The organism is Nostoc sp. LEGE 12447 (assembly GCF_015206985.1).
Lineage (GTDB): Bacteria > Cyanobacteriota > Cyanobacteriia > Cyanobacteriales > Nostocaceae > Nostoc.
The window spans coordinates 443,700-465,245 of the sequence record NZ_JADEXT010000003.1; the positions used below are offsets into that span (position 1 = coordinate 443,700).

23 protein-coding genes, 1 tRNA gene and 2 pseudogenes are annotated in these 21,546 nt (G+C 41.7%); 12 read left to right on the plus strand and 14 right to left on the minus strand.

The window, feature by feature from the left end:
• Positions 1–7 precede the first annotated feature (7 nt).
• From IQ274_RS06620 to IQ274_RS06630, 3 genes are all read left to right on the plus strand, one after another.
• On the plus strand, positions 8–961 hold the full coding sequence (locus tag IQ274_RS06620) for an asparaginase (RefSeq protein WP_163935645.1): 954 nt from the start codon (positions 8–10) through the stop codon (positions 959–961).
• 46 nt (positions 962–1,007) lie between these two features.
• A tRNA-Met gene (locus IQ274_RS06625) sits at positions 1,008–1,084 on the plus strand.
• Positions 1,085–1,184: 100 nt separating this feature from the next.
• Positions 1,185–2,642 (plus strand): YcjF family protein, encoded by a 1,458-nt coding sequence (locus tag IQ274_RS06630; protein ID WP_194141745.1) that lies wholly within the window; start codon positions 1,185–1,187, stop codon positions 2,640–2,642.
• Positions 2,643–2,763: 121 nt separating this feature from the next.
• Here IQ274_RS06630 and IQ274_RS06635 read toward each other — a convergent pair whose 3' ends face one another.
• The gene (locus tag IQ274_RS06635; RefSeq protein WP_163935651.1) at positions 2,764–3,813 is read right to left on the minus strand and encodes an anti-sigma factor antagonist; all 1,050 of its coding nucleotides are present in this window, start codon (positions 3,811–3,813) and stop codon (positions 2,764–2,766) included.
• Between the two features lie 204 nt (positions 3,814–4,017).
• Between IQ274_RS06635 and IQ274_RS06640 the strand changes: the two genes are divergently transcribed.
• Positions 4,018–4,815 carry a 7-carboxy-7-deazaguanine synthase QueE gene (locus IQ274_RS06640; RefSeq protein WP_163935679.1) on the plus strand — a complete coding sequence of 266 codons (798 nt, stop codon included), beginning with the start codon at positions 4,018–4,020 and terminating at the stop codon, positions 4,813–4,815.
• 203 nt (positions 4,816–5,018) lie between these two features.
• Here IQ274_RS06640 and IQ274_RS06645 read toward each other — a convergent pair whose 3' ends face one another.
• Positions 5,019–5,663, minus strand: a complete 645-nt coding sequence (locus tag IQ274_RS06645; protein WP_012410672.1) for a DUF3318 domain-containing protein — start codon at positions 5,661–5,663, stop codon at positions 5,019–5,021.
• A 77-nt stretch (positions 5,664–5,740) separates the two neighbouring features.
• Positions 5,741–6,298, minus strand: a complete 558-nt coding sequence (locus IQ274_RS06650; RefSeq protein ID WP_114085028.1) for a hypothetical protein — start codon at positions 6,296–6,298, stop codon at positions 5,741–5,743.
• Positions 6,299–6,847: 549 nt separating this feature from the next.
• On the opposite strand from IQ274_RS06650, the gene IQ274_RS06655 reads away from it, so the two are divergent.
• From IQ274_RS06655 to IQ274_RS06685, 7 genes and pseudogenes are all read left to right on the plus strand, one after another.
• Positions 6,848–7,924, plus strand: a complete 1,077-nt coding sequence (locus tag IQ274_RS06655; RefSeq protein WP_194141746.1) for an amino acid ABC transporter substrate-binding protein — start codon at positions 6,848–6,850, stop codon at positions 7,922–7,924.
• Positions 7,925–8,021: 97 nt separating this feature from the next.
• On the plus strand, positions 8,022–8,948 hold the full coding sequence (locus tag IQ274_RS06660; protein ID WP_163935657.1) for an amino acid ABC transporter permease: 927 nt from the start codon (positions 8,022–8,024) through the stop codon (positions 8,946–8,948).
• Positions 8,949–8,953: 5 nt separating this feature from the next.
• Positions 8,954–9,175 carry a hypothetical protein gene (locus tag IQ274_RS06665; RefSeq protein WP_194141747.1) on the plus strand — a complete coding sequence of 74 codons (222 nt, stop codon included), beginning with the start codon at positions 8,954–8,956 and terminating at the stop codon, positions 9,173–9,175.
• Positions 9,172–10,323 carry an amino acid ABC transporter permease gene (locus tag IQ274_RS06670; RefSeq protein ID WP_194141748.1) on the plus strand — a complete coding sequence of 384 codons (1,152 nt, stop codon included), beginning with the start codon at positions 9,172–9,174 and terminating at the stop codon, positions 10,321–10,323. Before IQ274_RS06665 ends, IQ274_RS06670 begins: the two co-directional genes overlap by 4 nt.
• 62 nt (positions 10,324–10,385) lie before the next feature.
• A complete protein-coding gene (locus IQ274_RS06675) occupies positions 10,386–11,126 on the plus strand; it encodes an amino acid ABC transporter ATP-binding protein (protein WP_194141749.1) in 741 nt (246 codons plus the stop codon).
• A gap of 95 nt (positions 11,127–11,221) precedes the next feature.
• Positions 11,222–11,637 (plus strand): annotated as a pseudogene (locus tag IQ274_RS06680) (element excision factor XisH family protein).
• Positions 11,625–11,957 (plus strand): XisI protein, encoded by a 333-nt coding sequence (locus tag IQ274_RS06685; RefSeq protein ID WP_194141750.1) that lies wholly within the window; start codon positions 11,625–11,627, stop codon positions 11,955–11,957. The pseudogene IQ274_RS06680 and the gene IQ274_RS06685 overlap by 13 nt, the downstream one beginning before the upstream one ends.
• Here IQ274_RS06685 and IQ274_RS06690 read toward each other — a convergent pair.
• A complete protein-coding gene (locus IQ274_RS06690; protein WP_194141751.1) occupies positions 11,950–12,216 on the minus strand; it encodes a hypothetical protein in 267 nt (88 codons plus the stop codon). The two genes, IQ274_RS06685 and IQ274_RS06690, sit on opposite strands and share 8 nt — an antisense overlap.
• Positions 12,217–12,456: 240 nt before the next feature.
• On the opposite strand from IQ274_RS06690, the gene IQ274_RS06695 reads away from it, so the two are divergent.
• On the plus strand, positions 12,457–13,587 hold the full coding sequence (locus IQ274_RS06695) for a hypothetical protein (RefSeq protein ID WP_194141752.1): 1,131 nt from the start codon (positions 12,457–12,459) through the stop codon (positions 13,585–13,587).
• Positions 13,588–13,683: 96 nt separating this feature from the next.
• On the opposite strand, the pseudogene IQ274_RS06700 reads toward IQ274_RS06695, so the two are convergent.
• From IQ274_RS06700 to IQ274_RS36335, 10 genes and pseudogenes are all read right to left on the minus strand, one after another.
• A pseudogene (locus IQ274_RS06700) lies at positions 13,684–13,821 on the minus strand (AbrB family transcriptional regulator); the annotation flags it as partial.
• Between the two features lie 22 nt (positions 13,822–13,843).
• Positions 13,844–14,137, minus strand: coding sequence for a DUF2442 domain-containing protein (locus tag IQ274_RS06705; protein ID WP_194141754.1), 294 nt, complete (start codon positions 14,135–14,137; stop codon positions 13,844–13,846).
• A gap of 3 nt (positions 14,138–14,140) precedes the next feature.
• Complete coding sequence (locus IQ274_RS06710) at positions 14,141–14,401, minus strand: DUF4160 domain-containing protein (protein WP_194141755.1); 261 nt, start codon at positions 14,399–14,401, stop codon at positions 14,141–14,143.
• A gap of 169 nt (positions 14,402–14,570) precedes the next feature.
• Positions 14,571–15,974, minus strand: a complete 1,404-nt coding sequence (locus IQ274_RS06715; protein ID WP_163939065.1) for a ferredoxin:protochlorophyllide reductase (ATP-dependent) subunit N — start codon at positions 15,972–15,974, stop codon at positions 14,571–14,573.
• Between the two features lie 221 nt (positions 15,975–16,195).
• Entirely contained in the window at positions 16,196–16,987 is a 792-nt protein-coding gene (locus IQ274_RS06720) for a DUF5331 domain-containing protein (protein WP_190935552.1), read from the minus strand.
• 32 nt (positions 16,988–17,019) lie between these two features.
• Complete coding sequence (gene bchL, locus IQ274_RS06725) at positions 17,020–17,886, minus strand: ferredoxin:protochlorophyllide reductase (ATP-dependent) iron-sulfur ATP-binding protein (protein WP_012410753.1); 867 nt, start codon at positions 17,884–17,886, stop codon at positions 17,020–17,022.
• A 777-nt stretch (positions 17,887–18,663) separates the two neighbouring features.
• Complete coding sequence (locus tag IQ274_RS06730) at positions 18,664–18,918, minus strand: TIGR02450 family Trp-rich protein (RefSeq protein ID WP_194141756.1); 255 nt, start codon at positions 18,916–18,918, stop codon at positions 18,664–18,666.
• A gap of 67 nt (positions 18,919–18,985) precedes the next feature.
• Positions 18,986–19,360: a hypothetical protein gene (locus IQ274_RS06735; RefSeq protein WP_194141757.1), complete on the minus strand. Its 375-nt coding sequence runs from the start codon at positions 19,358–19,360 to the stop codon at positions 18,986–18,988.
• A gap of 876 nt (positions 19,361–20,236) precedes the next feature.
• Positions 20,237–20,782: a hypothetical protein gene (locus tag IQ274_RS06740; protein ID WP_194141758.1), complete on the minus strand. Its 546-nt coding sequence runs from the start codon at positions 20,780–20,782 to the stop codon at positions 20,237–20,239.
• A 409-nt stretch (positions 20,783–21,191) separates the two neighbouring features.
• Entirely contained in the window at positions 21,192–21,332 is a 141-nt protein-coding gene (locus IQ274_RS36335; RefSeq protein ID WP_228058059.1) for a hypothetical protein, read from the minus strand.
• Between the last annotated feature and the right edge of the window lie 214 nt (positions 21,333–21,546).

The window sequence follows — 21,546 nt, forward strand, 5'->3', positions numbered from 1 at the left end:
TAAACCCATGACAATGGGAAAACGAACTCAAGCCACAGCACTGGAAGTCCGGTTGCTGCGGGAAGGTATTATTGAATCCAGGCATATAGTCCAGGCTGTTGTATGCGACGATCGGGGACGGGTTCTAACCGTTGCCGGCAATTCTGAAACCGCTGCATTTATCCGTTCAGCCCTCAAACCATTTCAGGCACTCGCAGTCACCACCACAGGTACACTGGAACGCTATGACCTCAGCGATCGCGACTTAGCAATTATGACAAGTTCCCATAAAGGAACAATAGATCAAGTCCGACAGGTATTTAACATCCTTTGGCGAGCTGATCTTGACCCGACTATACTCCAGTGTCCAACTCCTGAAGGTAAGCACAGTCCTCTGGAATACAATTGCTCTGGAAAACATGCGGGAATGTTAGCTGTTTGTCAGCAACGCCGTTGGCCCTTGAATAACTACTTGGATCGCAAGCACCCAATACAGCAATTGATTTTGGGCAAAGTAGCAGAGTTGCTGCGAATGCCAGCCGCAGAATTTATCTGCGCTCATGATGACTGTGGCGCACCAACTTATTTGATGCAACTCGGTCACATGGCATCTTTATATGCACTGTTAGCCTCTAGCACCAATCTAGATATGGAGCGCATCGTCCGGGCTATGACTCATCACCCCGCGATGGTAGCAGGAGATGGAGAATTTGATACCGAACTAATGCGCTTAACTCCAGGGGAACTGGTTAGTAAAAGTGGTGCCGAAGGAGTTCAGTGCATTGGTAGACTTGGTGAAGGCTTGGGATTAGCAATCAAAGTCATGGATGGGACAAAACGAGCAAAACATGCCGTTGCTATTCACTTACTCAAGCAAATGGGTTGGATTAGTCCTAGCGCCGCCGAAAGCCTCTCAGAAAAATTTGCCACCTTGGGAAAATACACCCGTTTAGAAGTAATTGGAGAATTATCGTTTTTGTAGTTGCCAAACTCTTGACTATAGGTTACTATAAATAAGTCGAGAGCAACGCGGGATAGAGCAGCCTGGTAGCTCGTCGGGCTCATAACCCGAAGGTCAGTGGTTCAAATCCACTTCCCGCCACCAAATAAAAAACAAAAACCCTACAATCAGTGAAGATTGCAGGGTTTTTGTTTTGTTTTGATCTATTCTGGAAGAAATAGCCATCTAAAAGGCGCGGAGAATCATGGTTGTGAAGTTGCAGCGACCAATTTTAGTGGGAGGATTGGGACTGTCCTTTTCTCTGTGGATGTTGGACAGTTGGCACGATTCGATAGTGCAGGTGGGTGAGTTTGGTTTGTTGAGTGCCTTAGCTGTAGGCGGTGGTTTGTGGTTATTCCAGCAAAATCGCCCGAAAGACAGTTTAAAGCAGCTAGATGATATGCTCGTAGATCGGGCGACTGTGGAAAGTGCGATCGCTAAAACTGAAACTGTAATTAACCAACTGGCACAAGAATCCGAAAACCATCCGGCGTTACAGACACTGCGAGAACAAATTGCCCAATTGTCTTTGGAATTAGACAGACAAGAAATTAAAGTTGCTGTGACTGGCGGTAAATCTGTAGGTAAAAGCACCTTAATTCAAGTATTAAAGCAAAATCTAGAGACACAAAATTTGGTGTCTTTAGAAGAGACAACACCTTTATTTAGAGAAACGGGTGACAACTCAGATGCAGTTGTTTTAGCAGAAGTTGCAAAATCTGATTTTGTTATATTCTTGACAAACGGTGATTTGACAGACTCAGAATTTCAAACCCTACAGCAGCTAAAAGCAGCAAATCAGCCGACAATCCTGGTTTTCAACAAACAAGACCAGTATTTAGCCGATGAAAGCGCCAGCATCTTGCTGTCATTGAAACAGCGAATGCAGGGAAATGTGGTTGCAACAGCCGCTTCTCCCATAGCCATCAAAGTCCGAAAGCATGAGGCTGATGGTGCTGTGCAAGAGTGGATGGAACAACCAACAGCAGATATCCAACAGTTAACTCAGCATTTGGGTGAAATTTTTGCACAGCAAAGACAGCGCCTAGTTTGGGTAACAACCATGAGGAAAGCCGGGTTGTTGAAAGCTGAGGCGAAAAACTGGCTGAATGGAACCAGACGCGATCGCGCCACCCCAATTATTGAACAATATCAATGGATAGCTGCTGCTGCTGCCTTTGCTAACCCAGTTCCAGCCCTTGATATTCTAGCGACTGCGGCAATTAATGCTCAAATGGTAATGGATTTGGGTAAAATCTATCAGCAGAAGTTTTCCCTAGAACAAGCACAAACTGTAGCTGGAACAATGGGAAGTTTGATGCTGAAACTGGGTTTAGTTGAACTTTCTACAAAGGCGATTAGTACTGTTCTCAAAAGTAATGCTGTTACCTTTGTTGCTGGTGGCGTAGTGCAGGGAGTAAGTGCAGCTTATTTGACTAGAGTCGCAGGGTTAAGTCTAGTTGAGTACTTCCAACAGCAGGAAATAGCAATAGATTCTGGGACTGGTTTGAATTTGGAGAATTTGCGGCAAACATTGCAAAGAGTATTTCAGCAAAATCAGCAGATTGGTTTTTTGCAGGGATTTGTTAAGCAAAGTGTGAAGCGTTTGTTGCCAGAAGTTCAGCAGGTTGAAGTTGTAGGTATTCAGAAGGCTGTAGGATAATTTCACTTACTTATTGCTTTAGAAACCTAAAATATACCCAAGCCTGTTATGGGCTTGGGTATATCTAATAATTATTGCGAAAGTTGGGAGTTACCAAACAATTGTGAATAAGGGTAGTTAGCTAAACAGCGCCACTGTTTCTATTAAAGAGAATAGTTATAGTTTTGAAAATTAGCTTTAAATCGTACACCAAACTCCAATTTTTTTGATACTGCAAATCTAGACGAATTACATCTTCAAAACTACGGACTGTAGACCGCCCATTGACTTGCCATTCACCAGTCATACCAGGTTTCACATCTAAACGTTGCCACTCTGGTACTTCATAACGTTCCACTTCATCGGGTGTGGGTGGTCGAGTGCCTACTAAACTCATTTCTCCTTTGAGGACGTTCCAAAATTGCGGTAATTCATCAAGACTCGTTCGCCGTAAAAAGCGCCCTACCTTGGTAATTCTGGGATCATTTTCATTCTTGAAAAATGCACCTTGCACTTGGTTTTTTACTTGGGATTTTCTTGCTTCTGCATCCACACACATGGAACGGAATTTCCAAATCTCAAACCGCTTTCCCATCCAACCACAACGGGTTTGACTGAAGAAAATGGGGCCGGGATCGTTAATTTGAATAGCGATCGCAATCGGAATAAACAAAACTCCTGTAATTAATAAACCAACTACAGACCCGACAATATCTAAGAACCGTTTCATCCAAGATGCCACAGAAGGGTGAGTAGTGGGTAACGGCTCTACTTTACGGGAAGTTGTCTTCCGATTATCTACTAAGTCTTCTTGTTTTATTAGCAACCCATCGTCAACCGACTCTAAGGGAAAAACCTGATCCAATCCCGTGAGTTTTAAGACTGCCATGACTTGAGGTGTTACATTCCGCAGTGTTAATGTAATTCCTTTAGTCTGGGCGTATTTAAAATTACTGACGAGGGCACCTAAACCACTACTATCCATAAAAGTAGTTTGGTGAAAGTCAATGATGATCTGTTTAGGATGTGAATTGGGCTGAATTAAGCTTTGGCAGGTTTGCTTAAAGTCTAAAGCCTCCAGCACGCTCAACCGCGCGGGCACCTGCATTATAGCCGTGTCGTTTAGGGAATTAACTGGAAAATCGACCTCTGTCGGTTGGCTAGTCATGAAGCTCTGCACTTTCGTTGCCATGTATAATGTAATCTGCCAAACATTATTTTGTCCTAAAAAATTACTTAACCTAATATTTAGAATCAGTAGTAATAAGGACTAATTTCTCTTTACCGGGGCTGAGATTGGAGATCGCTAGCGACGATTCACAATAGAACAAGAAGCCAAGAAACATCCTTGCTGTTGTGTCGACGCAGCGCGATCGCGTTGCTCTCATCAAATCAAATGATTGCTAAAACTACGGTTACACCTACCGCACGCCTAGTTGAGGTCTTTTCTGCCATTCAAGGGGAAGGACTGAATGTAGGGACACGTCAAATATTTATTCGTTTTGCTTTGTGTGATTTGCGCTGCCACTTTTGTGATAGTGCCCACACTTGGAATGCACCTGCTACTTGTCGGATAGAGCGATCGCCTGGATTACGCGACTTTGAAATCCACTCTAACCCTGTTTCATTACCTATATTAATCGAATGGGTGGAACAGCAAAATCTACCTTGTCTACACGATAGCATTAGCTTAACTGGGGGTGAACCACTTCTTCATGCCCCATTTCTAACGCAGTTTCTACCCCAGGTGCGAGACATAACTGGTCTACCCATATACTTAGAAACTGGCGGACATCGCTCAGAACAACTAGCGATGATTCTTCCCTATCTAGACTCTGTGGGTATGGATTTCAAATTGCCCAGTGTTAGCGGCGAAAGCCATTGGCAAGAACATGCTAAATTTCTCCAATTATGTCATGACTCATATTTAAATGTTTTTGTCAAGATAATTGTGTCTCAAAACACAGATCCAGCCGAGTTGGAACGTTCAGCTTCTTTGGTGGCAGAGGTTAGTCCAGATATCTCAGTATTTTTACAACCTGTTACGCCTTTAGCAGTATCTGAACAATTCTCCCCAATACTTATGCTTGCGCCTACCGCCGATCAAGTTTTAACGTGGCAAGCTTTGATGAAGGGGTTTGTCAAGCACGTGCGTGTGATCCCTCAGACGCATAAAATGCTGAACCAACTGTAAAAGCTTCTGTAAAATTTGAGTTTGATAAAGATGTAGTCAAGAAAAAAGTAAGATTCTATGAAATGGGCATTGCTGCCGCTAATCAGCAAGGCAGCAGCCCCTTAGTAGACATTCCCAGTCCAAGGCAGAATTAGGAGTGAGGAGTTTAGAGTTTAGATTTCACTCCTAATTGTACAGACGCGATTAGTTGCGTCTCTCCTAAATTACAACCCGCCTTCATCTGGAGTTTTGGATTTAGCTTTTGCTTTATTGGCACTGCGTTTGAGGGCAGAGAGTCTTGCTTCGTATCTTGACCGTTGGCGCTTGCTAGGAGTATTGTCAATCAGGGTTTTTAAGGCGCTACCGAGACTCTTGTAGGCATTGGGGAGACTGTAACCAAAACGAGTTGCCAAAGCGATCGCTTTCTCATCAGCATTGAGCAATTCTTTTAGTTGCTTTTCCCCATTATTCTTTTGGTACAGTCGCCAGCCTGACACGCCACACAGCGACAAAGCTAACACCAGCAGCAATCCATCTTGTACCCACAATTCGCCGACAGCACCACCTAAACCGATGGCTAATGCTGCCATTTCCCAACCATCTTTAGGAATTGTGTCATTTTGAACGCGAGCAACTTCATGCCAGAACAGCAGATTACGCTGATCCATTGCGAGGGCATCCCATTTCACCAGGTCAATTTGAATTTCTACCTGGTCTTTACCAATTTCTTCACAACGAACCAGGGGTGGATTGACCTCAGTTGTGCCTTCAACCGTGACCCAGCTCTGTAATTCTGGCGGTAGTAAGCCTTTCAACCGCCGTAGTTCACTCATTTCCGCTTTGGCAGAGGAGGTTGCATAGGATGTCATAATATCCAGCCCCAGAAAATTTCAGTATATAGTGAGGGTATCACTTTGGAGTATAGCTATTTAAGTGATGATCCGTCTCACTCCTTGGGAAAACTTCCTCGCTTTTTCCGTGCCTCCATTGCCTTTTCTAGCAAATCTAGCAATCCTGGAGCTTCTTCTTGGATAGTGAGTAACAGTCTTTCGCCAAGTTCTATATTCCCCGGATCAAGACCCGTTGCCATCACTTCTTTGAGGCGAGGTATGGCTATGCCATCTACAATCTGAATTAACCCACTCAGACAACGGTGAAATTGCTTTTCTGTGAGAATTGAGTCTTCTAGAGGAAACTCAATAATGGCACGAATTTCACCATCAGACGGGTCATACTCCCATTGCAACATTTTGGTTTCCCAGGAAATGGCAAGCATTGTCTGTAGGATAACTCCCTTGTGAGGGTGGTCTTGAATTCCTGACAGAACTTGAGGGGCAAATACCCGAAAAAATTTTCCCTCTTCATCCAACTGGACAACTATCAGAAAATCTTCTAGGTTATCAGCTTCTACACCTGTTATTATCCGGTCTTCTTCATCATCAAAACGGTAGTCCCAACCAAGGTTGTCTAAATAGTTGGCAATCTGTTTGAGGTTAGCTCCCATAAAAGCCTCATAAGGAACGGTGGAGCAGTTGTTACCAGACCTAGTTTAACCTGCTAGGGGTAGTTCTTTAGGTTGGTGTGGCTACTTCCGATCGCATCAAAGTATGCAATTAGGGCATGGGGTATGGGGCATAGGGCATTGAAATAGGATAAACAGATTTTCATGCTGGGCTGTGAATAAGATTTCCTGGGGTTCTATTGCTAATTCTTAAAGAAGCGCAAAATCTATTCTTATAAATATTATCCAGTGAAGAATATAAAACTAATTAGCTAAAAGTTTAATATTATCTTCCAAGTTTAATGAATGTATTTCTATATCAAATAGGATAGTAAAAAAATAAAATAACCTCGGAATTCCAAGCAAGCTTTAGAGATTTACACTTAGCAGTTAAGGTTTTTAAAAAACAAGTAAAAACTTAAAATCCGGTTTTTCAAAACGAATAAATTTAGCACAAAGGCTGGTAAAGTTTTATATTACAAGCAACAAATTGTTTTTATAGAATGATTGTAGTGAGCAATACATTTATGATTGTCGATATCAATGAAATTTATGCGTAAATCAGCTTTAATTTTAGCGATCACACCTCTAGTCTTTGCGATCGCTGCTTGTAGTGGAGATTCGCAAACAGCAAACACACCCAGCACTCCCGGCAGTAATGCAGCTGCACCAGCAACTCGGAATCGCTGGGATAGTATTAAAAGCCGTGGTCAGTTAATTTGCGGTGTCAGTGGCGAAGTGCCAGGGTTTAGCTTTGTGGGGACTGATGGTAAGTATAGCGGCATTGATGTCGATGTCTGTCGCGCGATCGCCGCAGCTTTATTTGATAACCCAGATGCAGTAGAATTCCGCAATCTCAATTCCAAAGAACGGTTTACAGCTTTGCAAACTGGGGAAGTAGATGTTCTCAGCCGCAATACTACCTGGACTCTTAGCCGTGATACCTCTGTAGGTCTAGAATTTGCACCTGTGGTCTTTTACGACGGACAAGCCATAATGGTTCGCAAAAGTAGCAACATTAAGTCCCTAGCAGACCTGAAGGATAAAGCAATCTGCGTTCAAACTGGCACTACTACCGAACAGAACTTAGCAGACCAAATGCGAAAAAGGGGCATCACTTACAAACCCGTTGTCTTTGAAGACGTTAACGTTACTTTTGCTACCTATGCCGAAGGTCGTTGCGACGGCATTACGGCTGACCGTTCAGCATTAGTTTCGCGGGGGACAATTCTACCGAAACCAGAAGATAACGTGATTCTCAATGAAGTAATTTCTTCAGAACCCCTTGCACCAGCAGTTGCCAAAGGAGATGTTAAGTGGGGAGATGTTGTTAAGTGGGTGGTTTATTCTCTGGTAAAAGCTGAAGAATTGGGTATTACTTCCCAAAATGTGGGTCAGTTTGCAACTAGTACCGATCCAGACATTAAGCGCTTTTTAGGAACAGAAGGCAACCTTGGCGAAGGACTCGGCTTAACAAACGACTTTGCAGCCAGAATAATTAAGCACGTCGGTAACTACGCCGAAGTTTACGATCGCAATCTCGGCCCCAAAACAAAACTGAATCTAGCTCGTGGTCAAAATCAACTCTGGAGCAAAGGTGGACTGCTTTATTCTCCGCCGTTTCGGTAGGAGAGGGCAGGGGGAGCAGGGCAGGCAGGGGAAGCAGGGGGGGGCAGAGGGGTAGAGGGCAGAGAAGAAATAACTAATGACAAATGACAAATGACAAATGACAAATTTAAAACCGTCTATATGGCGTGATGTCCGTTTTTGGCGGATTGCTTTACAACTCATTGCTGTATTTTTAGCAGCAGTTGTAGTAGTAATACTGTGGAGCAATCTCCAGCGCAATTTGCGGCAATTGGGTATTCCGTTTGGATTTGATTTTCTCAAGCAACAAGCGTCTTTTGATATTGGCGAGACGCTGATTAGCTATAAACCCACTGACACATACAGTCATGCTTTGTGGGTAGGGTTAATTAACTCCTTGCGGGTGGCGATCGCAGGGATTTTTCTGACAACCATTGTCGGGGTAAGTGCTGGTATTGCCCGACTTTCTGACAACTGGTTAGTGCGGAATATCACGATGGTTTATGTAGAGATTTTCCGCAATACGCCCTTACTGCTGCAATTGCTGTTTTGGTACTTTGTTGTTTTTCTCAGTTTTCCCAAAACAGAAAATAAGATATCCCTTTGGGGTTTTATTGGCGTTAGTCAAAATGGCTTACAACTCCCTTGGTTTACGTTATCACCAGAGTTTTCAGCTTTGCTGTTGGGATTAATTTTTTACACGGGTGCGTTTATTGCGGAAATTGTCCGAGGTGGAATTCAATCAGTACCGAAGGGACAATGGGAAGCAGCGCGATCGCTAGGATTAAAACCAGGGTTAGTTATGCGGCTGGTGGTTTTTCCCCAAGCTTTGCGGGTAATCATTCCACCGTTGACGAGTCAATATCTGAATTTGACAAAAAATACCAGTTTAGCGATCGCGATCGGCTACCCCGATATTTATTTTGTCGCCTCCACTACCTTTAACCAAACTGGGAAAGCCGTAGAAGTGATATTACTGATTATGCTCACCTATCTCACCCTGAGTTTGGTTATCTCTGTAGTTATGAATTTATTCAATCGCAGTGTGCAAATTAAAGAGAGATGAGGGGAATGGGGGAGAAAAAGGGGATAAGGAAGCAGTTGAACTCGGAAGTTGAGCCTCTGAACTCGGAAGTTACACCTTTGAACTCGGAAGTTGCACCTTTGAACTCGGAAGTTGCACCTTTGAACTCGGAAGTTGCACCTTTGAACTCGGAAGTTGCACCTTTGAACTCGAAAGTTGAGTTTCTGAGGTTGAAGTATGAGTCTTTACAAATGATAAATGACCAATGACAAATAACAAATTAACTTGGCTACGTAAAAACCTCTTCAGTACTTGGTACAACAGCTTGTTAACTGTTATCTGTTTGGTGTTGTTATTTTGGGTACTGCGAGGAGTTACAACTTGGGCAACTACTCAAGCACAATGGGCAGTAATTCAGGTTAACTTACGTTTATTTTTAGTTGGTAGGTTTCCGCAAACGCTATATTGGCGAACTTGGATTGTACTGGCGATCGCTTCAACTTTAGGCGCTGTAACTGCGGGTGTATTCTTTGGTAAGCAACAATTAACAAAGCAATTCTCCGCTTTGTTTGCTTTTATCATCGGCGTTTTGTTAGTTGCTTTACCATTAGACTTTACATCTCGCCTCTGGTTACTGTTAATTGCAGCTTTACTATTTGTAGGTTTTTGGGTTGGAGGAAAGTTTACTAAGTTACTAACTCCTTGGCTTTCTCTATTATGGTTACTGTCTTTCCCCATTATTCTTTGGCTACTTGGCGGTGGATTTGGATTGCAATCTGTATCTACAAATTTGTGGAACGGTTTGCTACTTACCCTACTTATGGCAGCAATCAGTATTGTGCTTTCCTTTCCCATTGGGGTTTTATTAGCTTTAGGACGCACAAGCAATTTACCCGTAGTCCGTTGGTTTTCCATCCTGTACATTGAAATCGTCAGGGGAGTACCACTGATTGGGATTTTGTTCCTTGCTCAAGTAATGCTGCCATTGTTTCTATCAGCAGATGTGCGTTTAGATCGGGTATTACGAGCAATTGCTGGATTGGTTTTATTTAGTGCTGCATACATGGCAGAAAACGTGCGCGGTGGACTCCAGTCAGTTCCTCGCGGCCAAATTGAAGCCGCGAAAGCGCTAGGATTAAACACAGCCTTAGTGGTTTTGTTAATCGTCTTACCTCAAGCCTTACGTACCGTTGTACCTGCGATCGTTGGTCAGTTTATCGGCTTATTTAAAGACACTTCGTTATTATCCTTGGTGGGATTAGTAGAACTAACAGGTATTGCCCGTTCCATATTGGCACAACCACAATTTATTGGTCGGTATGCAGAAGTTTATATATTTATTGGATTTATTTATTGGGTATTTTGTTATTCCATGTCGTTAGCTTCTCGGCGGTTAGAGAGACAGTTAAATAATTAGTCATTGGTCATTGGTTATTGGTTGTTATAAAACTAATATTCATTATTAGGGCTTTGAATAATATGTCAGATATACAAAAGATAATTGTTGCTGAAGATGTTCATAAGTGGTATGGAAAATTCCACGTTCTTCAGGGTGTGAGCTTGACAGTCAATCGTGGAGAAGTAGTAGTGTTGATGGGGCCATCTGGTTCAGGTAAATCTACCTTTATTCGCACATTTAACGCTTTAGAAGAATACCAAAAAGGAAGGATTGAAATCGACGGCATTACCCTCAGCCATGACTTGCGAAATATTGAAACCATTCGCAAAGAAGTGGGAATGGTATTTCAGCAATTTAATTTATTTCCTCATCTCACAGTGCTGCAAAATATCTCTTTAGCACCAATTTGGGTACGGCGATCGCCAAAGGCAAAAGCTGAAGAATTGGCTATGCAACTATTAGAAAGAGTAGGAATTTTAGAACAGGCGCAGAAATATCCAGGACAGTTATCTGGCGGACAACAGCAACGAGTTGCGATCGCACGTGCTTTAGCCATGCAACCTAAAATTATGCTATTTGACGAACCTACCTCAGCCTTAGATCCAGAAATGGTACGAGAAGTTTTGGATGTAATGCGAAATCTCGCCCGTGATGGGATGACAATGGTAGTCGTCACCCACGAAGTTGGATTCGCTCGTGAAGTCGCTGACCGAGTTATTTTAATGGATAGCGGTTCCCTCGTTGAGTCAGCCACCCCAGACGCATTTTTCAGCAACCCCAAAGAAGAAAGAACACGCAAGTTTTTGTCACAAATTCTCTAAAACCTCTGCGCCCCTTTGCGTTTCACTAAGTTGTCAATGTATTATTAAAATGGAAATTTTTAAATCAAGCACCGCCATAAATTGGAATTAAACCCGTGTCTGCTAAAGATGCTTTTCATACAGTTGTCAAAACAGCACTTGAGAAAGAAGGGTGGTTAATCACTCATGATCCCTATGCTCTCCAGGCGGGAACACTGAGCTATATGTTGATTTAGGAGCAGAAAAAGTTATTGCAGCCGAAAAATAAGGACAAAAAATAGCTGTTGAAATTAAAAGTTTTCTAAGTCCATCAAAAATAACAGAACTTTATGCTGCATTAGGGCAATTTATCATTTACCGAATTGCTTTACAAAAACAAGAAGCCAATCGGACTTTATATTTAGCAGTTCCTAGTACTGTTTACAATGAGTTTTTTATACTTCCATTTATTCAATCTGTCATTCAAACTAATCAACTCTGTTTACTAATTTATAATATTGAACAGGAGGCGATCGCACAATGGCAAAGCTAGACGAATATCGACAATATATTAAGAACTTGCTTCAACAACACGCTAGTACTGTTTGGGATAATCGCATTCAAGCACAAACAATTTTTGATATAGAACATGATCATTATCAATTAGTTTATATAGGTTGGCGGGAGCAAGACCGCATATATGGTCCTGTTCTCCATCTAGATATTATCGACGAGAAAATCTGGATTCAGCAAGATGGGACAGAGGTAGGAATTGCTAATGAATTGGTTGATTTAGGTGTCCCAAAAGAAGATATTGTTTTAGGTTTTCAGTTACCGTCCGTGCGTAAATATACAGATTTTGCTGTTAGTTAAAAACGGGTTTTAACCTTCGTTCAACAGCTACTTTTAAAGCTCTTGCTTTACTTACTAAGCCACATCGGTAGACCTGCATGAGTTCATCTAGTTGACTAACTTCTGCATCATTAAGCTGTCCCTCTCGGTAACGCGCTTGCAAGTTACTGAAAACCTCTTGCTGCTGAGTTTCCATCTGCATATCGCACAGAGCTAAAACCTTCTCATCTGGTAATGACTCGATAGCTAGTTCAGTGATAGCGCAGTCAATTTCATCCATTTTCTACCAGCTTGCCTTTTACTTATGATTGTATCTACGATCGCTCTGTATCTTCTGAAAAAAGAGCGATCGCTTTTCTTTGTTGGCGTAGGCGGTTCGTTTAAAAAGAGCGAGCGTTATTGCATAAACTACAACTCAAATTGGGAATACTGAGTAAAATGCAGGTATTTGCTGTGCAGATTCGAAGCAACTACCTACCAGACATCACGCTGCTGAAATTTTAGCAACTAGGAGAAAATTGTGAGTTTACCAGTTACAGTCACCTTTATGCTTGCTGATTGGATTGTCAAAGGACTAACAGATGGAACTCTTGAACGGGTTGGAGGTGTAATTAGGGAAGCAGGCAGTAAGCGAGTAATTACTTGGTTAAGAGAGGTTAACTCATCTCCTTTTAAAGATTTAGCTCCTCCAGGAATTTTGCAAGTAACTAGTGCAACCAGTATATTAAACCTGGGTGTCTCAGTTATAGGCTTTGTTGTAATAGCACAACGGCTTAAGGAATTAGAACAACGCTTACAACAAGCACAAAAAGTGTTAAATAACATTAATCGTAAAATAGACCTTAGTTTCTATGCAAATTTTCGTGCTGCAATCGAATTAGCAAATAATGCTTTTACAATGACCAAAACTGAGAATCGTAGAAACAGCGCCCTACAAGCTATTAACCGTTTTTTAGAAGCAGAGCATATTTATGCTGAATACACCGATATCGAAATTGAGCAAAAAAGCCAAATTATTAATGAATATTTGCTAACTTTATCTTTAGCTTACCTAGCTGAAGCACGTTGCTATTTAGAATTAGAAGAACATGATACAGCACTTCGCCGCTTTCAAGAAGGAGCAAAAGTTCTGCGTTCACGTATTAAAAAATATATTGACATTGTACTCACTTCTAACCCAGCAGCATACTTACAACCTTGTTACAAAGGTCAGATAGATTTGCGTAGGCTAACACGAATTTACCAGTGGATTAACCCCAAATTAGATGAAAATGCAGTTTTTGATATGCAACGTGAGAACTTATTTAAAATGGGAGAAGAGTTATATTCTACATATAAATGGGTAGATTCACTCCCACCAGCAATTTTAACTCGTGATGAAGTTCAAGGAGGTTGGTTCGGCCCAGATCATAAGGATTTAAAACAGGAAGCAGATAAACGTCTTCCTAAAGTTATGGAAGCGGTAGAATCTATGATAGAAACCCATTGCCGTTTTAAATCTTACCAAACAGAATTGCAAGCAATATCCCAACTAGGAATCAGTTTTCATAACTGGCTTAAATTAACTCCGTCTACAGAAATTAAACCAGACGGTACAGAATTAATGTATATAATTCCATCCAAACCTCTAGAATTACAGCCTTCGATATGAACTAAATACAGCATTTTATTTATTCGTAGCGAATTAAATCTAGGAAGACTCTGCGCCCCTATGCGCTTACTCCGCGTCCCTTTACGTTTAAAAATGCTACGATTCCTCTACACCTTGGCGAATCGCATTCTCCATATCCTCAAGAGTTTTAGCTTTTCCTAAATATTTTAAGCAACCTGCTACATCATCTAATTTAGTTGCTGGAAAGAAATTACTAGGCTTTAATAAATCACCGACTTCTTTAGTTACTTCTATTTTAACTCCAACTTTTTTCATATTCTTCCAGATTTCTATATGTGGGAATAGATTGGTTAGTAACCACAGAATAAAGAACATCTGGGTCTAAATCTGCGCCATTATCCCAGTGAATTGTTCCCCATTCAGCGTTAAGTTTAACAGTTTTAAAATAGGTTAAATCTTTTAAAGGTGCAAAAATTCCTGTAAATTTGATTAGTTGGTGAACATCAACAATACCTTCTTTTCCGTCTTCAAACTTCAAATAGAGTTGATAGTTATCGTGAGGAATAACTTCTATAATGTCTTTAAGCATAATTCACTCTAATGGTTGAATTTCTTCTAAGGGATTATTTTCTCTTGCCAATTGCCAGTTTTCTCTAAGTTCTGATTTGTGCATAGCTGCCCATTCAATTACTAAACCAAGAACTCTAGGAGTGAGTTTGCCTTCTAAAATTGATAAGGTTTCTATATCAATAATTGCCTTTTGCTGATTGTAGCGGACATGGAAATGAGGGGGCGGATGATCGTTATAGTACATAGTAATGATAATCCCTAAAAAACGACAAATTTCAGGCATCAGATCACCTCCTCAATTATCCTGTCTATTCAGCCATACCCACCAATCGTAATATTTTTAGGCTTTCTTCCTCTGTGTTCTCTGCGCCTCTACGGTTCGTAAAAAAAAGGCAAACCCAAAAGTTCGCCCATAACATAGTATTATGCTGTTGCTAAATCCAAAGCCAAATCTAAATCTTCGCTTCTTCTCTCACCAACTTATCCCAACCCAAATCTTTCAAATTATTATTCCGACGCAACGGACGAGTCACCAACTCTAACATGTCACGCGCATTCGTAAAGCCGTGAATTTGAGCAAAAGTGAACTCCACCGACCACTTTGTATTAATACCCCGTGCTTCCAATGGGTTAGCGTGAGCCATACCAGTAATTACCAAATCTGGTTTCAACTCATAAATTCGCTGAAGTTGATTGTAATTATCTGGCTTCTCCACAATCCTTGGCAGGGGTGAATTCATTTCCTGGCAAGTTTTCTCCAACAATGCCAACTCAGCAGCTTGATAGCGCTTATCCATGTAGGGAATACCGATTTCGTGAACTGTCATCCCACAACGAATTAAGAATCTTGCTTGGGAGATTTCCAATAAGTTATCACCCATGAAGAATACAGATTTACCGCGAATCAGTTTCACGTAATCTTCCAAGCCTGCCCAAATTTGTGCTTCCCGTTCATCCAATCCTTTGGGAGTAATACCGAACACCGAGCAGATTTTCTCAATCCAAGCGCGGGTGCCATCGGGGCCAATGGGGAAGGGTGCGCCAATGAGTTTACACTTGCGGCGACGCATTAAGGTGGTAGCTGTGCGGCTGAGGAAGGGGTTGACACCAGCAACATAATACCCTTCTTCCAATACTGGCAATTCTGTGAAGCGCTTCGCGGGTAGCCAGCCAGAAACTTTGATGCCTTGTTTCTTCAGTTCCAAGGTTAACTGAGTAACTACGGGGTCGGGAAGGGAGCCAAAGAGAACTAAGGGTGGATGATCTACGTATTCAGATTCATCTTGGGCGACATCTTCTTTCTTTTTACCAAAGTTGAGCAACTTAGCGATCGCATTACGTTCACTCTTCTCTGTTTCCGCCACAGGAGCCTTATCAGGGCAACGGTTAGCCATTGCTGCCAATACTGTGTCTTCTCCTTGGGTGAAGGCGTAATCTAGACCATTTGCACGCGCAACAACGATGGGAATCCCAATTTCAGATTCCAGCTTCGGTGCCAAGCCTTCCAAATCTGTTTTGATAATTTCGGTAGTGCAAGTGCCAATCCAGACAATTACACTAGGATTGCGATCGCGTTTAATTTGCAAGCACAACCGCTTTAACTCTTCATAATCACTCAGCTGTGCCGAAATATCGCCCTCTTCCAACTCTGCCATTGCATAGCGGGGTTCAGCAAAAATCATCACCCCCATCGCGTTTTGCAGGAAGTAGCCACAAGTTTTTGTCCCAATCACCAAAAAGAAGCTATCTTCAATTTTTTGGTATAACCATGCCACGCAGCTAATTGGGCAAAAGGTATGGTAATTCCCGGTTTCACATTCAAAGCTTAAAGCTTCTGGTTGTTGAGCGACAGTCATTTTGGTTTTTTCTCCCCTTGATATTTAATGGCAGTTCAACCAATTTCAGATTTTAGACTTCGGCTTCTCTCCGAGACGCTACGCGAACGCTCAGTCGAAGGATTGATAATTTTGGATTGAAGGCTGGGACAACAAAAGTATCCGCTGTCTAACGACAATTTCCCTAATTCCTCATCCAAAACCCCAAATCTAAACCTTAAAATTGCGAAGAACGGCAATAATTAAGCGTTGGGGAAGAGACGGGCAATTTCTGATTCATCAAAAACGCCTGCTGGCAGTTCTTCCCCCAAAAAATCGTTATTTTCTTCAGCCTTTTGCAAAGCTGTTTCATCACCCCAGACATCTGATAACACGTCTTTAAACGCATTCTCATCTAGTGGAATATCTTCAAGCACTTCATCATCCAGCTTTACTTCCATTACAGCTGTTGCATCTGTATCGAAAGCAATTTCCCCAAACTCATCTGCTTCTAAATTAGAGGTTTGGAGAGACTCATCTTTTAAAGCGTGTCCGTTGGATAAGGAAATATCGCCAAAGCCATTTTCGGTTTCCTCCAACGCGCTAATTTCCAGACTTTGCTCATCAGAATCCACCATTGCGAACTCTTCAACTACCGCCACCGATGCAAAGCCATTTGTATGAGAATGTGTGAATGTTTCTTCTTCAGGCTTTTCGTCAATGACATCTGCTGCTTCTTCTGCGTACTTCTCTACATCTGGGTTGACGAGAAAGCGATTACCGAGAGCAAAATCTGGGTCAAAATGCAAATCCAGCACCTCAATCAGGGTATCGGCATCAGGATTAAGTTTGGCAAAGGGCAACATTAACTGCGCTAGCTTTGGCTCTAGGGCGTTAAGAACTCCCAGGATGAGGTAAGAAGGTGGTCGCTTCCCGCCATCAGGGGTGTACACTGATTCCACTTCCATGTGCAGGGTAATCCAGTCTCGATTATTCTGGAAAAATTGCAACCACTTTTGTCTTATTGAATCCGTAAAGCTGTGAAAGAAAGCCATATTATTGTCCCCCATCCTGAGAACTTGGTGATTTATACAATCATCAAGTCTAGTTCCTCTTCTGAATTAGGAACCTGGGGTTTACCCGGATTTAGATAAAAATCGGATAACAAAGAGAACAACTCCCGATCTGGTGTGTCGTTAGGTACAACACCTTCGGGACGCGCTAGAATTTGGTCGGCGATGTTGAGATAGTAGTCGCAAACGTAGTCTAGGGAAGGATCTTGCTCTGCCATCTCAAACAAAGTTTTACCTTTCACACGGGAAACACGGATATCTTCAATCAAAGGTAAAACTTCCAAAACTGGCATGGGCACAGCTTCTATATATTTTTCAATCAAGTCACGCTTGGAGGTGCGATTGCCAATCAACCCAGCTAGACGCAGTGGGTGAGTTCGGGCTTTTTCGCGGACTGAAGCTGCAATTCGATTGGCAGCAAATAACGCATCAAAGCCGTTGTCTGTAACAATCAGGCAGTAATCTGCATAGTTGAGTGGTGCTGCAAAACCACCACAAACTACGTCACCCAGAACGTCAAAAAGAATTACATCGTACTCATCAAAGGCGTTGAGTTCTTTAAGTAATTTTACGGTTTCACCGACTACGTAACCGCCACATCCAGCACCAGCAGGCGGGCCACCAGCTTCTACGCAATCCACACCGCCGTAGCCTTTATAAATTACATCTTCCGGCCAGACATCTTCGTAGTGATAATCCTTTTCTTGGAGGGTGTCGATAATTGTGGGAATCAAAAACCCAGTCAGGGTGAAGGTGCTGTCATGTTTTGGGTCGCAGCCAATTTGCAGCACTTTCTTGCCACGTTTAGCTAGGGCGACGGATATGTTACAGCTAGTTGTGGATTTACCGATACCACCTTTTCCGTAGACTGCTAGTTTCACTGTTGTTTCCCTCTTATAGCTTTCTGTCAAACTTGTGGCTCAAACATTTGCCTTCACCTTTCCTGAGATGGCGATGCGTGAGGTCTGTTGATGTCATTATTGGGCAAATTACATAGAAAAGAAAGTCGCTCTTAATTTATAAAACGTTTTTATCCGATGAATTAGAACCTAATCATGGGTATTTTAGTTTTTATGAACTAAAAAGTCTTATTTAGCTCTAAAAGTCATCTATAAAAAGTTTTTATTATCTATTTTTATAAAAAGAGTTACAAAAGACAAAAAGCTGATATTGGCTTTTTTGAATGGTTTTCATAGAATTAGCTGATGTTGGTGCAACGTGTTTTCATGGGATTGAGGCACAGGTGCAAGGTCAAACAGAGGTATATGCAGCATGATGCTGGAAATACTGCTGAAATTTGCAATCGCAGATAAATTGCCAGTTTTCAGTCGCTAGTCACAACCATGTAATTACTGCTTGAGAGTGAGTGAGTGTGATTTTGTAAAATATTATTAATTTTGCAAATATTTTCTAAGTCTAAGCCGAGCGAATAGGATTCGTGGCAATACTTTTTGGTTAAGGGGAAAGGGTTTAAATTTACCTTTACCCCAAACCCAGTAAGCTTTATCCAGACCAAAAGAGAGATTGTTGGGTTTATTCGAAAAGTATTGGGATTCGTGGCTACACAAATAAAGCCCACCTGCGTGGGCTAAGAGTAAGAGAAGAAACGTAGAGTGTGCGTAAGTCCTAATTTATTTCAGTCTATGTATTCAAGGTAATTAGGACACCTCAGTTTTAATTTCCTGGATTTCTTGTAATGTTTGCCAGCCAGCTTGCCACTGGGAGTTATCTTGCAATAATTTAGCATTTATCCAAAAACGGACTTTAGGATCGCAAGAAGCAACCATTTCGGCGTAAACCCACTTAGCCTGATTTTTACGATTGACAACTTGGAAGTGCCGCCAGCCATCAACTTTTCGCTGTGCTGTCCATTTAGAACCAACTAGGTAAGGAAATTTTTGTTTTTTAGTCATTTGTTATTCGTCATTTGTCACTTGTAATTGGGAAAACACTTTCTTTATCCAAATTTCCAATATCCAATTAAGATGTCACCAAATCGCCATTACGGGTAAACTTTTGGCAATGCAACTCACTATCTTGCTGGACACATAGGGAAAACCATCTGATATGGCTCCAGCAAGTGTTGATGTTGTTGGTAATTTTGCGCTTTTTCTTGGAAAGGCGTTGTCTTACAACTTCATTAGGGCAAAGAATTTCTAACGTGCCTGTACCATCTTCGTAATTGACGATGCGAAATAGACAGTCTTGCAACATAGCACGGCTGCTGCTGTCGAAGAACCGCTTAAATCGCTGTAACTTTTCCCCTTCAGTCATTTGGCTGATGGGTTTTATTTTCAAGAAATCCTCATCCTCCAAATCAAAGTCATCATCTTCAAAGTCGTAGGGGTCAATCATTTTCAGCATCCACTATGCGACCTGAGATTATGTTAACTCTGTGTGGGGTAGGAGGAAAATGGTGGATGGAAGGTAGAAGAACTTTAATACGTCATGCTTACTTACGCATTTAGATTCCTGCTTATGAAGGAGTAATTTTGTTTATCACCATGTCTCTATAGATATTGTTAAGACAGTTACCCATACATTCTAAGAAAAAAATAGTAAGCTTTAGCTTTCGGGGGTAAGCTGTTTTCAATGCGATTAAGTGTAATTGACCTTATGAAATATCTACTTGACCATTTCACATCTTTTAAATATAATTTGGACTGCTCTAAATCTCTTTGTTATGAATAATTTTGTTTAATAAGCAGTTCCGGGGAAAGCCACTAGTCTGCCAACCCAAAAATGCGCTTGTGAGGTCTGGGGAAAGGGGAAAGGGGAAAGGGTAAGGGATTTAAAACCTTTCCCCCTGCCCCTTATCCCCACTTCGTGGGGGCCCCACCTTCCCCCTTTCCCTTTACCCCGCCAAGTTCACTTGGCGAACTACTACAGTCTTAGTCAGAAATAAATAGGAGTTGTATCAAAATTAAGTAAGCGAGCTAGTCATTTAATCGTGTTGACTTAATAAAGAATCGTATACCAAATCAAGTATACGATTCTTGATAAAACATAGAACTAAACTGTTTTCTAGCCACGACTGGAATTCTTCAGTTGTTTAACCGGGGATATTAGAGCTAATTACGGGCAGTGTATGCCATACAGTTGGCTCCGTTTAAAATTAAGGGGGTACGCCCGTCTTTTTTAGTTTCGCCTAGGAAGGAGCAAACATTTTTTTACTAAGCAGTTTTACCTGTTACACCAAATAGGTTTTTTGGTGTAACAGGCGTATATTTACTACAAATCTAGTTGTTTAGACTCTGATGCTACCAGCGTAATGGCAAACTTAGTCCCTCGCTTAAAGTCTGCAATAGTTGCATTATATTGCAAGGACTGGTTTGATGGTAAGTAAGATGGCCCTCCGCAAGATACATTTAAATCCGTACCATCCTTAACTTTTAAATTAGAACAACCATAAATAACTGTTTTATTGCCTTCATCATCGACTTTGCTGATCTGAAGGCTTTTAACAACCCCAGTTACACCCGCAGGCAACTTTATAATAGCTCTTTCAACCCTCAGAGCTTGTGGTAACTTCATCGCGTTAGCACTGAAGCTACATCCATCGGCATTGTTAACTATCACAGTCGGTGGTAGAACATCGATTTGATTGGGGTTATTTGGATCTGGTATTATTCTTACATCACCTACGACGGTACAACCTGACTTGATAGGCGCAGTCAGTAAATCTGCAATTGCCATTCTAGGAAAGAAAGTTGCACAAATTACGAGTAAAACAGCAATAACGCCAAAAATCTTCTTGGAATATTTGAATTGATTCATTATTTTTCCTCCTTAAGTAAGTAGACGTTGAAAAAACCTCTATCTAAAGAAATATTCAGTAAATTTTTCATTAAATATGCAAATACGCAATTTGATTTTCAAAATTAGATTTTTCTACGGGTGTAGACATCACCAAAGCACCGCAAAAGTTTTCGGATTACTGCTATGAACATTGATTTCTAGCATTGTTGCATTATTCCCTTGTTACATTAGCTGCTAGTTTCCAACTCAGCACACGCAATACTTTCTCTTTCAGTGCCGTCAAGTAAGCACGATTCAGCTTCCAGAGGGCGACTCCAAAAACCTCTGTACCGACTTCTAAGCGCTCACTGGAATAAACCCCAATACGCTTGGGTTAAGGGCTAATGGCAAAAATTTTGGGTTTTTGAGACGCGATAAATCGCCGTCTCTACAAGTGTTTTGGTCTTATCCGAACTGTATTGGAATAAACCCGACTAATGCGATCACCTACGTGGGCGCTTGTGCCATCGCACACAAGAGCGCATCTACTGACATTCCGCAAACCGGTAATTGAAACCGTGGGTTCCATGAGCTACTCCGGTTATTGTGCAATGAAAAAGAATCGCACGCATGAAAATCAAAACTAGGGGAAAATACCACTTTTACAAGACGTGAACACCGATCTAGGCGATCGCTATCCTGTTCATACAATATCTATTGAGAGTAGAAATTTTCTTTACTTGGTGTTCTGGTGGTAGCCTGCGACAAGCCCTCCGGGTGACGCTCCTAACATCGCTAACGCT